General features: G+C 61.1%; 16 protein-coding genes. 5 read left to right on the forward strand and 11 right to left on the reverse strand.

The window, feature by feature from the left end; translation table 11 throughout:
• Positions 1–75: 75 nt before the first annotated feature.
• Positions 76–966 carry an AraC family transcriptional regulator gene (locus ACNYC6_RS05605; protein ID WP_419711450.1) on the reverse strand — a complete coding sequence of 297 codons (891 nt, stop codon included), beginning with the start codon at positions 964–966 and terminating at the stop codon, positions 76–78.
• Positions 967–1,157: 191 nt separating this feature from the next.
• Here ACNYC6_RS05605 and ACNYC6_RS05610 point away from each other — a divergent pair, with 191 nt between their 5' ends.
• Positions 1,158–2,210, forward strand: coding sequence for an NAD(P)-dependent alcohol dehydrogenase (locus ACNYC6_RS05610; protein WP_419711451.1), 1,053 nt, complete (start codon positions 1,158–1,160; stop codon positions 2,208–2,210).
• Here the strand turns inward: ACNYC6_RS05610 and ACNYC6_RS05615 are convergent.
• The 6 genes from ACNYC6_RS05615 to ACNYC6_RS05640 all read right to left on the reverse strand — a co-directional run bounded on the left by ACNYC6_RS05615 (position 2,207) and on the right by ACNYC6_RS05640 (position 8,075).
• Entirely contained in the window at positions 2,207–3,010 is an 804-nt protein-coding gene (locus ACNYC6_RS05615; RefSeq protein WP_419711452.1) for an IclR family transcriptional regulator, read from the reverse strand. The two genes, ACNYC6_RS05610 and ACNYC6_RS05615, sit on opposite strands and share 4 nt — an antisense overlap.
• A 60-nt stretch (positions 3,011–3,070) precedes the next feature.
• Entirely contained in the window at positions 3,071–4,381 is a 1,311-nt protein-coding gene (locus tag ACNYC6_RS05620; RefSeq protein ID WP_419711453.1) for an MFS transporter, read from the reverse strand.
• A 191-nt stretch (positions 4,382–4,572) separates the two neighbouring features.
• Positions 4,573–5,721, reverse strand: a complete 1,149-nt coding sequence (gene dgoD / locus ACNYC6_RS05625; RefSeq protein WP_419711454.1) for a galactonate dehydratase — start codon at positions 5,719–5,721, stop codon at positions 4,573–4,575.
• A gap of 48 nt (positions 5,722–5,769) precedes the next feature.
• Positions 5,770–6,390 (reverse strand): 2-dehydro-3-deoxy-6-phosphogalactonate aldolase, encoded by a 621-nt coding sequence (locus tag ACNYC6_RS05630; protein ID WP_419711455.1) that lies wholly within the window; start codon positions 6,388–6,390, stop codon positions 5,770–5,772.
• A gap of 19 nt (positions 6,391–6,409) precedes the next feature.
• Positions 6,410–7,402, reverse strand: coding sequence for a 2-dehydro-3-deoxygalactonokinase (locus ACNYC6_RS05635; protein ID WP_419711456.1), 993 nt, complete (start codon positions 7,400–7,402; stop codon positions 6,410–6,412).
• Between the two features lie 190 nt (positions 7,403–7,592).
• Entirely contained in the window at positions 7,593–8,075 is a 483-nt protein-coding gene (locus ACNYC6_RS05640; RefSeq protein WP_419711457.1) for an N-acetyltransferase family protein, read from the reverse strand.
• A gap of 237 nt (positions 8,076–8,312) precedes the next feature.
• Here ACNYC6_RS05640 and ACNYC6_RS05645 point away from each other — a divergent pair, with 237 nt between their 5' ends.
• The 4 genes from ACNYC6_RS05645 to ACNYC6_RS05660 all read left to right on the forward strand — a co-directional run bounded on the left by ACNYC6_RS05645 (position 8,313) and on the right by ACNYC6_RS05660 (position 10,640).
• Positions 8,313–9,518, forward strand: coding sequence for an MFS transporter (locus ACNYC6_RS05645; RefSeq protein WP_419711458.1), 1,206 nt, complete (start codon positions 8,313–8,315; stop codon positions 9,516–9,518).
• 84 nt (positions 9,519–9,602) lie between these two features.
• Positions 9,603–9,941 carry a hypothetical protein gene (locus ACNYC6_RS05650; RefSeq protein WP_419711459.1) on the forward strand — a complete coding sequence of 113 codons (339 nt, stop codon included), beginning with the start codon at positions 9,603–9,605 and terminating at the stop codon, positions 9,939–9,941.
• Between the two features lie 38 nt (positions 9,942–9,979).
• The gene (locus tag ACNYC6_RS05655) at positions 9,980–10,234 is read left to right on the forward strand and encodes a hypothetical protein (protein WP_419711460.1); all 255 of its coding nucleotides are present in this window, start codon (positions 9,980–9,982) and stop codon (positions 10,232–10,234) included.
• 25 nt (positions 10,235–10,259) lie between these two features.
• Entirely contained in the window at positions 10,260–10,640 is a 381-nt protein-coding gene (locus tag ACNYC6_RS05660) for a Rho termination factor N-terminal domain-containing protein (protein ID WP_419711461.1), read from the forward strand.
• Positions 10,641–10,751: 111 nt separating this feature from the next.
• Here the strand turns inward: ACNYC6_RS05660 and ACNYC6_RS05665 are convergent, their stop codons facing one another.
• The 4 genes from ACNYC6_RS05665 to ACNYC6_RS05680 all read right to left on the reverse strand — a co-directional run bounded on the left by ACNYC6_RS05665 (position 10,752) and on the right by ACNYC6_RS05680 (position 14,928).
• Positions 10,752–11,681, reverse strand: coding sequence for a PfkB family carbohydrate kinase (locus ACNYC6_RS05665; protein ID WP_419711462.1), 930 nt, complete (start codon positions 11,679–11,681; stop codon positions 10,752–10,754).
• A complete protein-coding gene (locus ACNYC6_RS05670; RefSeq protein ID WP_419711463.1) occupies positions 11,674–13,140 on the reverse strand; it encodes a purine-cytosine permease family protein in 1,467 nt (488 codons plus the stop codon). Before ACNYC6_RS05670 ends, ACNYC6_RS05665 begins: the two co-directional genes overlap by 8 nt.
• Before the next feature lie 79 nt (positions 13,141–13,219).
• Positions 13,220–14,218: an ADP-ribosylglycohydrolase family protein gene (locus ACNYC6_RS05675; protein ID WP_419711464.1), complete on the reverse strand. Its 999-nt coding sequence runs from the start codon at positions 14,216–14,218 to the stop codon at positions 13,220–13,222.
• Positions 14,215–14,928: a GntR family transcriptional regulator gene (locus ACNYC6_RS05680; RefSeq protein ID WP_419711465.1), complete on the reverse strand. Its 714-nt coding sequence runs from the start codon at positions 14,926–14,928 to the stop codon at positions 14,215–14,217. The genes ACNYC6_RS05675 and ACNYC6_RS05680 overlap by 4 nt, the downstream gene beginning before the upstream one ends.
• Between the last annotated feature and the right edge of the window lie 115 nt (positions 14,929–15,043).

Consider the following 15,043-nt stretch of genomic DNA (forward strand, 5'->3'; position numbering starts at 1 on the left):
CGCCAGAACATCAAGGCTCCCGAAATGGGGGCCTTTTTGTTGCCCCGGATTCAACCCAAGGGGATTTTCGGTGGATCAGGCAGCGCGCTCCTCTCCGGGATTGCGCTCAAAGTAGCGTTTGTACTCGCGACTGAACTGCGACGTGCTCTGATACCCGACCCGATGCGCCACCTGCGCCACACCCAAACCCTCACCCACCAACAACTGCTGCGCCCGCAGCAAGCGCAAACGCTTCAAATACTGCACCGGTGACAGCAAGGTGCTGCGCTTGAAATGTTCGTGGAAGGTCGACGCACTCATGTTCGCGCAACTGGCCAGGGTCTCGACGTTCAGTGGCTCGGTGTAATGCGCATGCAGATGACTGAGGGAGGCCGCGATCCGCGCAAATTGCCCCTGCTGCTCAACCAGTGCCCGCAACACATCGGCTTGCGGGCCACGCAAGGCGACGAACAATAATTCCCGCAAACGCGCTTGCCCCATGATCTGGCATTCCAGCGGATCGTGCAGGCAACGCAGCAGCCGCTCGACACAACCACGCATAGCATCGTCGAGCACCGCTGAGGTCATGGACTCCGGCGTTTGTGCCGGAATATGCCGTCCCGGCGCTAACCCCATCGCCATCACCAGCTCTCCCAGCATCACCCGATCGATGGCCACGGAAACCCCTAACATCGGCCCGTCCGGTCCGGCAAAGGTTTCACATTCGAACGGCACCGGCAGCGCCTGAATCAGATAGTGCCCGGCGCCGTATTCCAGAGTACGAGGCCCGAGATACGCGAGTTTGCTGCCCTGGGCGATGATCACCAGGCTCGGTTCGTAAATCTGCGGTCCACGGGCCACATCACGCGTAGCTCGTAAAACCTGCACGCCTGGTAACGCCGTCGGGACGAAACCGTCGCGTGTCGACAAAGGTTCGATCAGCGAAACCAGCGTGGCATTGGCATCAAGGTGACGGGTCAACAACATCAGTGATCTTCACAAAAAAAGTCGCGGAAAAAGGGATGAAAGCATCATCGCAGATCCGCTGGCCAATACGACGGCTGACACCCGCATGCCGGAGGATTAGGCATGACACCCGGAGGAATCGTCATTTTCGGCGCAGGTTTCGGCGCCCAGAATGCGCCACCTCACCCGTCACCGCTCTTGCGAGGTTCACCATGTACACCGCCATCGGATATGCCGCCCAGTCGGCCAGCACTCCCCTCGCCCCTGTGAAATTCGAACGCCGCAGCCCACGACCCGACGATGTAGCGATCGAGATTCTCTACTGCGGCGTCTGCCATTCCGACATCCATCAGGCCCGCAACGAATGGGGCATCGCCGTTTACCCGCTGATGCCCGGCCATGAGATCGTCGGAAAAGTTACAGCCATTGGTGCGAACGTCACCCAACACAAAGTCGGCGATCTGGTCGGTGTTGGCTGCATGGTTGATTCGTGTCGCCACTGCGAAGCCTGCCAGGCCAACCTCGAGCAATATTGCCTCGAAGGTCCGACCATGACTTACGCCACCCCGGACCGCGTGGATGGCAGCAACACCATGGGCGGTTACTCCGACAGCATCGTGGTCAGCGAGCACTTTGTGGTGCGCATCCCCGAGAAACTCGATCTGGCCAGCGCCGCGCCCATTCTTTGCGCCGGCATCACCACCTACTCGCCGCTCAAACACTACGGCGTAAAGGCTGGTGACAAGGTCGGGATTCTCGGCATGGGTGGTTTGGGCCATATGGCCATCAAGTTCGCCAAAGCGATGGGTGCAGAAGTGACGCTGTTCACCCGTTCGGCGAGCAAGGCCGAGGAAGGCCGTCGTCAGGGCGCGGATCATGTCATTGTCTCCACCGATGCCGAACAGATGAAGGCAGCCGCGGGCCATTTCGACTTCCTGCTCGACACCATTCCGGTGCAGCACGACCTCAATCCCTACCTCGATACACTGCGTTTCGACGGCGTGCACATTCTGGTGGGTTTGATCGAGCCGGTAGAGCCACCGGTGCATGCCGGCAAATTGGTGTTGGGCCGCCGCGTGTTGGCAGGTTCACTGATTGGCGGCATCGCCGAAACCCAGGAAGTGCTGGATTTCTGCGCCGAACACAACATCACCTGCGACATCGAAATGCTCGACATCCGCCAGATCAACGAGGCTTACGCCCGCATGATTGCCGGTGACGTGAAGTACCGCTTCGTCATCGACATGGCGACCCTCAAGGTTTAAACCTTGAGGCCAAGCTCCGCCGACAGCCGGGCTGTGACCCCTTTGATCAGGGGAATCAGCTCGGCCATTTTTTCCAGCGGCATGTACGGCACGGTGCTGGCGATGCTGATGCCGGCGACGATGCGTTTGCTGGCATCACGGATCGGCGCCGCCACGCAACGGATCGACGGTTCGTTGTCTTCCAGATCGAAGGCATAGCCGCCGGCCACGTACTCGATCATGCGCTGCTGGAACTGCTCCCAGGATTGCTCCGGGTGCTGCGGCCAGAACTGATTTTTCCCACCCGCCGGCAGGCTGACTTCGTACAGCCGTTGCCACTCTTGCGGCGAGTCATCGAGCATCAGCGCCTTGCCGATCCCGGTGCGCGCCAACGGCATGCGATGGCCGACCCGCGAACGCATTTCCGGACCGTTGCGCCCGGGATTCTTGTGCAGGTACAGCACCTCATCGCCTTCACGGATCGCCAGGTGAATGGTGTCGCCTGTCAATGCCGACAGCTCGTCCAGGTATGGCCCGGCCAGGGTCACCAGCGGCAACTCTTCACGCGCCTGAAATCCCAGTTCGATCAACTTCGGCCCCAACAGATACCCCACTTGCGGCAACACCCGCAGGTAACGCTCGTCCACCAGACAACTGGCCAGACGATGGGTGGTGCTTCGCGTGGTGCCGATCAGCCGGGCGATTTCCTTGAGATCGCGGGCGCCGCTGGCCACCGCCTGAACCACACCCAAACCGCGAAGCAGTGTCTGGGTGCCGGTCGGGGCGGCGTCCTTGGCAACTTTTGGGGCGTCTTCCTGCATATCCAGCCTTTACCGTTGAGCGAGTGAACGGGCGGCATTATGGTCGCCCGCGTGCCACGACTACAACTTGATACGCTCGACCTTGCCCACCAGCAAGATGTAGGACAGCGCACCGATCAGCGCCAGTACCGAGATGTAGGTAATCGCCGGGGCAAAGGAATCACCGCTGGCGAGGAAGCCGATCACGATTGGCGTGGCGATGGCCGACAGGTTGCCGATGAAGTTGAACACGCCACCGGTCAGCCCGAGCAAACGTGCCGGAGCCAACGTCGAGACCAGCGACCAAGTGATCGAGGCCAACCCGTTACCGAAGAACGCCAGCGCGAGAAAGGCAATCACCAGCGGCGTCGATTCGACGAAGTTGGCGCCGATGATCGATGTGGAAATCAGCAACCCGCTGATGATCGGCAACTTGCGGGCAAACCCTACGGTGTAACCGCGACGGATCAGGAAGTCCGAGAAGAAACCGGAGCACAGCACGCCGACAAATGCCGCAAGAAACGGCAGCGATGCCAGCAAGCCAGACTTGATGAAGTCCATGCCGCGGTATTTCACCAGGTAGGTCGGGAACCACGTCAGGAAGAACCACAGCGTCGAGTTGAGGCAGAACTGGCCGAGGTAAATACCCCAGAGTTTGCGCTTGGTCAGGACAATGCCCAGGTCGGTCCAGCTGAATTTGGCTTTGACCTTGGCCTGCTCAGACTGGATATCCACCAGCCCGCCACCTTCGCGGATCAGATCGATTTCAGCCTCGTTGGCCCCCTTGAAATCCCGTGGCTCGCGATACACCGCGTACCAGATTGCCGCCCAAATGATCCCCACCGCGCCCGTGGCGACGAACACCATGTGCCAGCCGAATTCGTGCTGCAGCCAGGCCAGTACCGGCGTCAGGAACGCCAGGCCGACGAACTGCCCTGAGGTGTAGAAACCGATGGCCGTAGCGCGCTCTCGCTCAGGGAACCAGGTGGTGACCACGCGGCTGTTGATCGGATAGGCCGGTGCTTCGAGAGCACCGACGGCCATACGCAGGACGAACAGCGCGATGAAGCTGCCGGCGAAACCGAGCATCACCGTGGCGATCGACCACAGCAGTAGAGCCGCGGTGTAGAGGATGCGCGGCGGAACGCGGTCCACCAGCCAGCCACCGGGGATTTGCATGGCGGCGTAAGTCCAGCCGAACGCGGAGAAAATCAGGCCGACGTGAATCGGGTCGATACCCAGATCGCTGGTCAGCGCCGGCGCGGCTATCGACAGGTTGCTGCGGTCCAGGTAGTTGATCACCACGGTGATGAACAGCAGGACCATGATGAAAAAACGCTTGCGGCTCGGCGCCGCCAACGACGCCTGCCCGGTGAGGGTTTGCGGTTGCATAGAGGGTGCCTCTTTTTATGTTTATTGAGGTCGAAACCAAGTAACGCGGATCTCACTGCTCATGGAGATCAAAACTGTGGGAGCCAGCCTGCTGGCGATGGCGGAGTGTCAGTCACCATCAATGCTGGATGTACCGACCGAATCGCCAGCAGGCTGGCTCCCACAGGGATAGAGGGTGAATCAGGGAGCACTCACCACTCGGCAAAACTGCCATCGGCATGACGCCAGATCGGGTTGCGCCAGCGGTGGCCGACGGCGGCGCGTTCGATCACGTATTCCTCGTTGATCTCGATGCCCAGGCCCGGGCCGTTCGGGATCTTCACGAAACCTTTGTCGTAGTCGAACACCCGTGGGTCTTTGACGTAGTCGAGCAGGTCATTGCTCTCGTTGTAATGGATGCCCAGGCTCTGTTCCTGGATGAACGCGTTGTAGCAAGCCGCGTCCAGTTGAAGGCACGCGGCCAGCGCAATCGGACCCAGCGGGCAATGCAGCGCCAGTGCCACGTCGTAGGCTTCGGCCATGTTGGCGATCTTGCGGGTTTCGGTGATGCCGCCGGCGTGGGACGCATCCGGCTGGATGATGTCGACGTAGCCTTCACTGAGCACACGCTTGAAATCCCAGCGCGAGAACAAACGCTCGCCCAAGGCGATCGGTGTGCTGGTCAGCGGCGCCAACTCCTTCAGCGCTTCGTAGTTTTCGCTGAGCACCGGCTCTTCGATGAACATCAGTTTGTACGGGTCGAGTTCCTTCATCAGCACCTTGGCCATCGGCTTGTGCACCCGGCCATGGAAGTCCACGCCGATGCCGATGTTCGGCCCGACCGCGTCACGCACGGCGGCAACGTTAGCCAGGGCCAGGTCGACTTTTTCGAAGGTGTCGAGGAATTGCAGCTCTTCGGTGCCGTTCATTTTCACGGCGGTGAAACCACGACTGACCGCTTCTTTCGCTGCCCGAGCGGTGTCCGCCGGACGGTCGCCACCGATCCACGAATAGACGCGGATCTTGTCCCGCACCTGACCACCCAACAGGTCACTGACCGACACGCCCAGCGCCTTGCCCTTGATGTCCCACAACGCCTGGTCGATACCGGCCAGGGCGCTCATATGGATCGCGCCGCCACGGTAGAAACCGCCGCGATAGAGCACGGTCCAGATGTCTTCAATGTTGCGTGGGTCTTTGCCGATCAGGTAGTCGGACAACTCTTCAACGGCAGCGGCGACAGTGTGGGCGCGGCCTTCGACCACGGGCTCGCCCCAACCGGTCACGCCCTCGTCGGTTTCGACCTTGAGGAAGCACCAGCGCGGCGGAACGATAAAGGTGGTCAGCTTGGTGATTTTCATCTGTTTGTCTCTCTTGTTAGATGCAGCGCTCGCAGCGCCAAAAAAGTCTTAGCGAAGGGCTTTCCAGGCAGCGACGTAGGCCTTGGCATTGGCCGCCACTTGCTCCGGTGTCATGCCCGGCTTGAACAGGCCCGAGCCGAGGCCGAAGCCTTTGACGCCGGCGTCGATGAAGACCTGCATGTTGTCCGGCGTGATTCCGCCGACCGGCGCCAGGATCGTTCCGGCCGGCAACACCGCAAGCCAGGCTTTGACGACTGCTGGACCCATCTGCTCGGCCGGAAACATCTTCAGTGCGTCCGCACCTTCGGCCAGTGCCGCGAAGGCTTCGGTCGGCGTGGCGACACCCGGTGACAGATACAGCCCCGCCGCTTTCGCTGCGCGCAGGACCTTCGGATCGCTATGGGGCATGACGATCACCTGACCGCCTGCCTCTTTCACCTGCTCGACCTGCTCCGGGGTCAGCACCGTTCCCGCGCCGATCAGGCAATCGGCGGGCAAGGTATCGCGCAGAATGCGGATACTTTCGTACGGCAAAGGAGAGTTGAGCGGTACTTCGATGACGCGAAACCCTGCCGCGTACAGGACTTCTCCAATGGCGGCGGCTTCTTTCGGCTGCAGGCCACGCAGGATCGCGATCAGACCGTTTTGCGCCAGTGCTTGTTTGAGCATGTCAGGACTCCAGTCAGGTTTAACGGGACGAATGGGGCGAGATCAGGCCGGCGGCCAGCGCCAGTTGCCACAACCCGCGTTCGGTGGCCTGCTCGGCCAGGGTCACTCGAGCAAAGCCGCAAGCGTCGAGGGCGCGGCTGTATCGCGTGCAGAGTTGGGAATTGCCAATGAGAATGACCGACGGCAGATGAACGCTGTTGCGTCGCCGACGCTGAACGTTGGCCAGGGCCGACAGTTCATGGCCGATCAGCAGGCCGGACAGGTAGTCCGGTTGCGCAGCGCCGCTCAGTTCGCCGGTCAACCCCAGGCTGCGGGCGCTGAACAGGGTCGACAGCACGCCGATTTCGCCGTCCGCCGACAACGCCACTTGCACGCCGCGATCAAAGGCTTCGCCGTCGAAAGAGCCGCCGCGTTGCTGGGTACGTCCCAGGATGCTGTGTTCGCTGAGTACGGCGAAGACTTCGCCGGTCATGAAGGTATCGAAATGCACGATGCAGCCGTCGGCCACTTCCACCCATTTCGAATGACTGCCCGGCAGGCCGATCAGCACATCAGCGCCCGCCTCGCCTTTCAGGTTTTGCAGAACACCGAGCACCTGGGTTTCTTCGCCGCGCATCACGTTCGGCAAGCGCGAACGTTGAATAACACCCGGCACGATGTACACATCGACGCCACGCAGACTGCGCACGGTTTGCAGGGAAGTTCCGAGGTTCGCGACGTTTGCCGGGGTGTCGCAGTAGGCCGCTTCGCGCCAGCCCTGGGCGCTGCCGACCATGCCGCAGGCAATCACTGGCAGGTCGGGCTGAGCGTCGAGCCAATCACCGCAAGCCTCGTCGAAAGCCAGTTCAAAACCGTCGGTGCATTCGCGACCGTTGATGATTCGCGGCGCCTTGGGCAACTGCATGATCCCCGACGACAGCGAACGCTGTTCGAGCACCTGGCCACCTTCGGCAAGTTTGTAAGCACGTAATGAGGTTGTCCCCCAATCGAGCGCGATCAATTGCGCCAGCATCGCTTCACCTGTTTTGGTTTTTGGCAGTGAGTGAGCCGGACTATAAACCCTCGCGCATGAAAATCTCAATATATAAATATCAATCCCATATTATGAGACAAGGTAAAAAAATCGCAGGCTTCGACAGCGTCTACAGGGTGTAAGTCATTCCTTGTAGGTGCTGCCGAAGGCTGCGATCTTTTAACGAAACTCAGTTACCCGCAGCGAAATCCCGCAGCACGGCGCCATCCATGCGATACCGTACCCACTCCTCCTGCGGCTGCGCGCCCAGGGATTTGTAGAACTCGATGGCCGGGGTATTCCACTCCAGCACGCTCCACTCAAAACGCCCGCAGTCATTGGCGCAAGCGATTTTCGCCAGATGACGCAGCAAGGTTTTACCCGCGCCGCCGCCGCGTTGTTCCGGGGTGATGTAGAGGTCTTCGAGGTACAGGCAGTTGCTGCCCAGCCACGTCGAATAACTGAAGAAGAACACCGCAAAGCCGATCGGCAAGCCATCGCGCAGGCAGATCAGGCCATGGGCCGTGGCGCCCTCGCTAAACAGGCTGCGCTCGATGTCGGTGACACTGGCAATGACTTCATGGCGGGCACGTTCGTAGTCGGCCAGTTCAGTGATGAACGCGAGAATTTGCGGCGCGTCACTGGGGGTTGCCGGGCGGATGTCGATCGTCATGGACGTGCCTTGTCAGAGGTTGAAAACGCCATACTAAGTCGGCACAGGGTTTTCGTCATACGGAATATGTAGCAGCTGGCGAAGCCTGCGTTCGGCTGCTACAGGGTGTTCCCACCAAGATCTGATCGCGTTACTCCGGTGGCTACTGATCCTGGCATCGATAACCTCGGACCTAACATCAAGGCCTCGCGTGGTTAGATGGATAGCCGCTCATTTATCCGGTCAAGGAACCGCGTCATGTCTACCGCAACACCTCCCGTTTCAAGCAAGTTGTTCGGCCTGTTTTGTCTCGCCAGCTATTTGTTGTCGCTGTCCTACGGCTCGACGTTTTTGCTGTCGCTGTTGATCGGTTCACGGGGCGGCAACGAACACGATGCCGGCAGCGTGATTTCAGCGGCGATGCTCAGCACGTTTGCGGCGGTGATCGTGTCGGGTCACTTGTCCGACTTGCTCGGTGCGGCGCGATCGGTGGCGCTGTTCGGCATATTGCTGGTAGCTGCCAGCCTGGGCTTCGCGCTGACTCCGGGCTTCGGCCATCTGCTGTTGCTTTTCGGGTTGCTGCTGGGGTTGGGCTGGGGCGTGTTCTACACCTTGGGGCCGATCATCGTTGCAAGCCTGGTGACACCTGCCCAACGGGCCAAATACTTTGCGCTGCTGTCGGGCAGCATGATGACCGGCATTGGCAGTGGTCCTTTGCTGGGCCGCGCCGCGAGTGCGTTGGGTTATCCGGTGACGGCGGCGTTTTACCTGGCCGCGCTGGCGAGTTTGATTGGTGTGCTGTTGTTCTGGCGACTGGATCGGCAACTGAAAACGGCCTCGGTGCAGTCGACAGCGGTGTCGCGGATTTCCTGGCACGCAACAGCGCAAGTGCTGTCGTCCCGTGCGGTGTTGCCGATCATCATGGTCGGTTTGGGCGGCTGTGTTTTCGGTGGGCTGTCGAGCTTCCAGACCAGTTACGCCGCAGCACGCTCACTCGACTATTCGCTGTTCTTCCTCGGCTTCATGAGTGCCGCGATCAGCAGTCGAATGTTGATTGCCGGCATCGTGGTCAAGCGCGATCCGCTGCGGGCATCCTGCCTGCTGTCCGGGTTGATGATGGCCTCGATTGTGATGTTCGGTTTCGTGGTCGATGACGGTTTCAGCTACGTTCTTGCAGCGGTGATGCTCGGCGTCGGTTACGGGCTGACTTATTCGGTGATCAACGGCCTGGCCGCCAACGAAGCGCCGAGCGGCACCACCGCGCAAGCCTTGCTGCTGTTCAGCCTGTCGTACTTCATCGGCGTGTTTGGTTTTCCGTTGCTCGCCGGGAAAATCATCGTCGAACACGGGATGGCCACTTTGTTGCTGACCGTGCTGGCGGTCGCCGCGCTCAACTGGCTGATTACCGTGGGTCGCTTGATCTGGCGTCGAGCAGCCAAGGCCAGGGCCTTGCAGCAGGCCTGAACCGTTCGTCGTTCATCAGGCACCAATTCGAATCGGGGGCGGACCAACATCAGGTAAGGACTCTAAATCAATGGAGACACCACCATGATCTCGTCCAGGTTGACCGCCCTCGCTTTCGCTGCCCTGCTGTGCCCTCTCGCCATCGCTGCGACCACCGCGTCCGGCACCGGCCCGACCAATCCGGTCGAATCCCCCAAAGCCCCCGCCATCCAGAGTGCCCCCGGCATGAACACCAATGGCACCGGCGTCGACAGCAGCCTGCCGCCGTCAACCGGCACTGACCCACGGACCCAGGGCAATGACATGGGCCGCCAGGGCGGTTTTAACATGCCGGACACCAAAGCACCCGACAACGCCGGACCCGGCATGGGCTCCAAGACCACCACCGGTGGTTCGGGGTCCGAAGGTGGTGTGAGCCAATAGTTCGCCAAGACCTACTCATCGCAATGAAAGAGGTAACCATGAACGTCGATAAAAACCTGGAAAAAGAAGTCCTGACCCGCCTGCTGCACGCCCACCCAAGTGGCTTGGGCAAGGAGGTCCTGGACAATTACCGGGGGGAGAAAGTCGTGGCCAGCACCCTCGCCACGCTCCAGGAGCGCGGGCTGATCCAGCACGGCAATGTGCAGTGCAACGACGCGGGCGAACACTCGCTGAACCTGCCGATCAAGCTCAGCGCCGCGGGTGTTGAGGCCGCACGCAAGCTGGACGCCTGAACCAACTGAAGCCAGGAGAAATCCCATGCCTCGTGGAAGCAAAGACAAATACACCGCCGAGCAGAAACGCAAAGCCGAACACATTGAAGACAGCTACGAAAAGAAAGGCGTGTCCAAGGATGAGGCCCAAGCCCGTGCCTGGGCGACGGTGAACAAGCAGTCCGGCGGTGGCGAGAAATCGGGCGGTTCCGGGCGTAAGAAACCGGCCAGTGCCAAGACCGCAGATCGCAAGGAATCGGCGCGTCGCGCGGTGGCGAGCCGTGAAGGAAAGCCACGTAGCAGCAAGGCTTCGCGAGATACGCAGACAGTCGACAGTTTGATGAAAGAGGCTCGCGCGAAGGATATTCCGGGACGGTCGTCGATGCGCAAGCAGGAGTTGATTGAGGCGTTGCGCAAGGCTGGCTAAGGCTGGTTTATGTGTTGAATTTGAAGGCCCTATCGCTAGCAGGCTAGCTCCCACACTGGATCTGTGAACGACACAAATCCCCTGTGGGAGCCTGCTAGCGATAGCGGTACATCATGCGCCGAAGGTCTTGCTGATTAACGCATCAACTTCAGCAGTGCCGGGCGAAGTGGCCGGCCCCCAGCGGGTCACCGCCAGCGCCGCCGCCGCATTGGCCCGACGCGCCGCATCAAACGCCGATAACCCTTGCGCCAACCCGGCCACGAACACACCGGCATGAGCATCACCGGCACCGTTACTGTCCACGGCTTCAACCTTGAATCCCGGCACATGCCTGCACTTTGAACCCTGGCTGATCCAGCAGCCTTGCGGCCCATCGCGCACGACCATCAGCACATCGTGTGGCAGATACCCGACCAGTCGATCCAGTGCCTGAGCGATGTCAGTCGCACTGGTAATCTTCAGCGCTTCGACGCTGTTGCTGGTCCACACATCGATGCGCGGCAGCAGCGCCTGCATCAGCGGCGCATCCGGCGAATCCACCAACGGCCCCGGATCGAACACCACGTTGACGCCGTCCGGCAGCGTCAACACCCAGTCCACCAGCGCCTGCGCCTTGCCGACATGCAGCAGGCTGTAGCCGCTGACGTAGACAAAATCACCCGCCTCGGCCGCGACACTGGCCAGATCCTCGGCGGTCAAATCACCCTCGGCGCCGATGTAGGACACGAAGCTGCGCTCGGCCGAAGCGTCCGTGATCGCGACGCACAAACCGGTATCGCGTTCGGCGCGATCAGCGATGCCGATGCGGATGCCTTCCGCGTTCATCGCGTCGCGAGCCAGATCGCCGAAGCGCCCGGTGCCATGGCGACCGAGGTACACCACCGGCAAACCGTTGCGCTGCGCGGCGGCCATCACATTGAAGCCGCCGCCCGCCTCGAAACTGGCGGATTGCGCCAGCACGTCGCCCCCGGCGTGCGGCAGTTTATCCACGGCCATGACCAGGTCGATGATGACCTGGCCGGTGTGCAACATCTTAGGCATGAGCATTCTCGTTCAGCGCAGCACGACGATCCTTCGCCCCGCCGAGTACCCAATAAATCCCGCCAGCCACCACGAACGTCACGATCCAGCCGAGGCCGTTATGCCCCAGCCACGAGTCGGACAGGAAGCCCTTGAACCAGACGTTTTGCGCCGTGGTGCCGATGGTGGTGAAGCTGAAACCCAACACGATGGCGATGGCCCAGGCGCCCAATGCGCGCCACTCCACGCCGCCGCGATACCAGTAGGCGCTGCTCGGGCTGACGTCCAGCAGATCCTTGGGGCTGTAGTAATGACGGTGCATCAGGTCGACCACGAAGATCCCGACCCACGCGGTGATCGGCACCGCCAGCAGGGAAATGAACGTGATGAACGGACCGTAGAAACTGTCAGCGATCAGCATGAAGTAAATCGAACCGGCGAAGATCGCGACGATGTCGACCACTACGGCGTAGACGCGCTTGACCTTCAAACCGAGCGTCAACGTGGTCAATCCGGCGGAGTACACCGACAGGTTGTTCGACAGCAGCAAACCACCGAACGCGGTGATCAGGTACGGCACGGCCATCCAGGTCGGCAGCATGTCGCGGATCGCAATGATCGGGTCCGTGGCTTGGGCGAGATCGTTGTTGCCCACCGACAGCAAGCCGCCGAGGGTGATCAGCAACACCAGCGGAATCCCCGCACCGAACGCCGCCGACGCCACCAGGCGCACGGCTTTGACGCTGCGATGCTGATAGCGTGACATGTCCGCACCGGCGTTGGCCCAACCGATCCCGGTGCCGGCCGCCATGGTACCGATGCCGATGATCATCGCGCTCATCGGCGCAGGCGTGGCGTTGAACACCGCGCTCCAGTCAATGGTGGCGCAGAGGAAGCCGCCGACCAGAATGTTCAGCGCGCCGAACACGTAGGTCGCCCACTTCTGGATGACCAGCAATGTAGCGTGACCGAGGCCGGAGACCGACAAGGTCAACAGCACGAAAATCGCGATGAACACCAGGGTCAGCAGCGGCGCGCTTTTCGCTTCCACTGGCGAGCCGAACAGGATCGAGCACAACGACAGCAGCACGAACGCGGCGGTGGTGGTGTTGACGGTTTCCCAACCCAGGCGTGACATCAGCGACACCAGCGTCGGGCCGATATTGCCGCGTACGCCGAAGATGGCTCGCGACAGCGTCAGGCTGGGTGCACGACCACGTCGACCGGCGATCGAGATGATCCCGACCACCGCGAAAGAGCCGGCGGCACCGAGGATCGCGACGATGATTGCCTGCCAGATCGCCAACCCGCGAAAGGCTACGAGGGTCGCGCCCAGCGGCAGGCCGAGGATGGAAATGTTGGCGGCGAACCAGACCCAGAACAGCTGCAACGGATGACCATTGCACTCGGATTCCGGCACTGGCTCGATGCCGCGGGTTTCCAGTTGCCCGGCGTTCTGCCCGGCGTTCGATGAACTCATGAAAAATGCTCCTGTTGCCATTTTTGTGATTGTGGGCAAGGTAGGCGCTGCCGAAGGCTGCACAGGTTGTATCCGTGTTTCAGCGCAGGTCGAGAAGTCCTGTCACCAACGGTTCCAGCTCCAGATCATTGACAGCCTTGACCGTGTCGATCATTTCCACAGGCCAACTCTCAAGGCCCAGACAGGCCCCGAGCATGGCGCCGAGAATCGCCGCGATGGTGTCGGTGTCGCCGCCAAGGCTGGCGGCCATGCACAGCGCGTCGAAGGCATTCATTTCGCCGATGGCCACCTGCTGGGCCAGGGCAAACGACACCACCACCGACTCCTGCGATGCCACCGAGGTGCCGATCACGTCGTACAGCAGATCCGCCAGCAAACCGTTGTCACGGTCGACGCTGATGCTTCTTGCCCAACTGATGCGCGAGGCAATGCGTCCACCGGCAACCCAGTGGCCATGACTTTCCGCATGCTGGGCCATTTGCTGGCCGAGGTTCAACGCCTCGCCCAGGTCCATGCCGTTGATCCCGGCGGACACCACCGCCGCCACCGCCGCCGCACTGGAGATTCCCAGCGTGGTGTTATGGGTGACCTGGCAGGCTTGCACGACCGCTTCAATGAAACGCTGCGGATCGGCGACATCCGCCGCAATCCCGACCGGCGTGATGCGCATCGCCGCGCCGTTGGTAGTGCCGTAGCGCCCCGCTTCTTCCGGCGAATGGCCGGCGAGGATCATCTCGATTGCCCGCTTGGTCGAAGGGCCGAGCAGGTCCTGCGAGCCCTTGGCCTGCATCACCGCTTCCCATTCGATCAAACGCTGTGCGAGTACCGAGGGTTCGATCTTGCCCTTACCGTCAATCAACAACTGGCCGACCAGAATCGCCTGCTCAGTGTCGTCGGTGATCGAGCCCTTGGGCATGTTGGCGGCGATCGGCTGATCGGGGCCGGCGTCTTCAAGGGATGTGATTTCGCCAAAGCGAACCTGGATTTCAGCGCGACTTAAAGACTGGGTCGGCATGCCCAGCGCATCGCCCAAAGCCAGGCCATAGAACGCGCCCAAGGCACGATTGAGCGCAGTCATTTCGAATTACCAATCTGCAGGTGCAGGCGAAAATGCACAGGGTCCAGCAGGCTTTCCACCTGTTCCATGAAACGGTTCTGCCGGTCGTAGGTGGTGCGCAAAGCCTTGAGGAATACCGTGCCGACCGGGCGGCCCAGCAGTTCGGCGTCCTGTTCGTTCAGGGGTTCGGCGCCGATCCATTGATCGCCGCGCTCACCGATATAACCGTAGGCCGCCAGGGTAATGGTCAGTGAATTGTCGATCAGACCAACCCGCGGCAGGCTTTCCAGGCCTCCGGTGGCGGGCATCAATGAGCGTTCAAGGGAGACCAGCGAGCCGTCGTTGGAACGGCGGCGACGGTCGAGGGTGATGAACTGGTCGGTGCCGAATCGCGACAGCAGGTCCGGACGGGTCACCGCCTCCAGCCGCAGCACTTCGGTATTGACCAGCGCGCCGCTGTCGGCCAGGGCCTGCGCCCAGCCATTGCGCTGGTCGAGCACCACACCGTCGAACGTGACGATGGAGCCCACCCCGCTTTGCGTCGCGATGTAGTTGCGCCGTTTCAATTCGGCCAGAGCTTCACGCAAAGTTCCTCGGCTGACTTTGAATTCTTGAGCCAACTGATGCTCGCCCGGCAACTGAAAGCCGTCCTCCAGGAGGCCGCTTTCAATGCGCCGGATGAGTTCGTCGACCACCCGTTGTTTCTTGTCAAATCGTACCTGTCTAATCATGTACAACGTGATAACCGATACGGGTTGGAGCGGGCAAGGGATTTTTAAGGGAGTTGACGGAAGGAGGAGTCACTGTGGCGAGGGAGCTTGCTCCCGCTCGAGTGCGCAGCACTCG

The sequence above is a fragment of the Pseudomonas sp. NFX224 genome, from assembly GCF_048565165.1.
Taxonomy (GTDB): domain Bacteria; phylum Pseudomonadota; class Gammaproteobacteria; order Pseudomonadales; family Pseudomonadaceae; genus Aquipseudomonas.

Bases quoted from the DNA above. Each gene is read 5' to 3' on its own strand.
- ACNYC6_RS05605 (WP_419711450.1), bottom strand. From the start codon at position 966: ATGTTGTTGACCCGTCACCTTGATGCCAATGCCACGCTGGTTTCGCTG.
- ACNYC6_RS05610 (WP_419711451.1), top strand. From the start codon at position 1,158: ATGTACACCGCCATCGGATATGCCGCCCAGTCGGCCAGCACTCCCCTC.
- ACNYC6_RS05615 (WP_419711452.1), bottom strand. From the start codon at position 3,010: ATGCAGGAAGACGCCCCAAAAGTTGCCAAGGACGCCGCCCCGACCGGC.
- ACNYC6_RS05620 (WP_419711453.1), bottom strand. From the start codon at position 4,381: ATGCAACCGCAAACCCTCACCGGGCAGGCGTCGTTGGCGGCGCCGAGC.
- dgoD (WP_419711454.1), bottom strand. From the start codon at position 5,721: ATGAAAATCACCAAGCTGACCACCTTTATCGTTCCGCCGCGCTGGTGC.
- ACNYC6_RS05630 (WP_419711455.1), bottom strand. From the start codon at position 6,390: ATGCTCAAACAAGCACTGGCGCAAAACGGTCTGATCGCGATCCTGCGT.
- ACNYC6_RS05635 (WP_419711456.1), bottom strand. From the start codon at position 7,402: ATGCTGGCGCAATTGATCGCGCTCGATTGGGGGACAACCTCATTACGT.
- ACNYC6_RS05640 (WP_419711457.1), bottom strand. From the start codon at position 8,075: ATGACGATCGACATCCGCCCGGCAACCCCCAGTGACGCGCCGCAAATT.
- ACNYC6_RS05645 (WP_419711458.1), top strand. From the start codon at position 8,313: ATGTCTACCGCAACACCTCCCGTTTCAAGCAAGTTGTTCGGCCTGTTT.
- ACNYC6_RS05650 (WP_419711459.1), top strand. From the start codon at position 9,603: ATGATCTCGTCCAGGTTGACCGCCCTCGCTTTCGCTGCCCTGCTGTGC.
- ACNYC6_RS05655 (WP_419711460.1), top strand. From the start codon at position 9,980: ATGAACGTCGATAAAAACCTGGAAAAAGAAGTCCTGACCCGCCTGCTG.
- ACNYC6_RS05660 (WP_419711461.1), top strand. From the start codon at position 10,260: ATGCCTCGTGGAAGCAAAGACAAATACACCGCCGAGCAGAAACGCAAA.
- ACNYC6_RS05665 (WP_419711462.1), bottom strand. From the start codon at position 11,681: ATGCCTAAGATGTTGCACACCGGCCAGGTCATCATCGACCTGGTCATG.
- ACNYC6_RS05670 (WP_419711463.1), bottom strand. From the start codon at position 13,140: ATGAGTTCATCGAACGCCGGGCAGAACGCCGGGCAACTGGAAACCCGC.
- ACNYC6_RS05675 (WP_419711464.1), bottom strand. From the start codon at position 14,218: ATGACTGCGCTCAATCGTGCCTTGGGCGCGTTCTATGGCCTGGCTTTG.
- ACNYC6_RS05680 (WP_419711465.1), bottom strand. From the start codon at position 14,928: ATGATTAGACAGGTACGATTTGACAAGAAACAACGGGTGGTCGACGAA.